Here is a 320-nt window from a genome sequence, read left to right on the forward strand (position 1 = left end):
GTTGATGCCCGTCACATGCCTTCTAAGGAAGACATCGAGATGTACAACTGGTTGACGTCAGATGACATTGGCTTGCCAGTGCTTGTTGTTGCAACGAAGGCCGACAAGATTTCACGCGGTAAGTGGAACAAGGCTGAAGCTGACATCAAGCGTGGGTTGCAATTCAACCCCGATGTTTCTGACTTTGAGATTTTCTCATCAGAAACGAAGTATGGTAAGGACAATGTTTGGGATTGGCTAGAAGCTCGTATGCTAGATGGTACGGACTTCAATCCTGAAGATTACGAAGACTAAAAAATTATACCCATGTCATTTATTGG

1 pseudogene is annotated in these 320 nt (G+C 44.4%); it reads left to right on the forward strand.

Going from position 1 to position 320, the window contains the following annotated elements:
- Positions 1-294, forward strand: a pseudogene (locus KH400_RS23715) (YihA family ribosome biogenesis GTP-binding protein); the annotation flags it as partial.
- Between the last annotated feature and the right edge of the window lie 26 nt (positions 295-320).

It is taken from the genome of Desertibacillus haloalkaliphilus, from assembly GCF_019039105.1.
Lineage (GTDB): Bacteria > Bacillota > Bacilli > Bacillales > KJ1-10-99 > Desertibacillus > Desertibacillus haloalkaliphilus.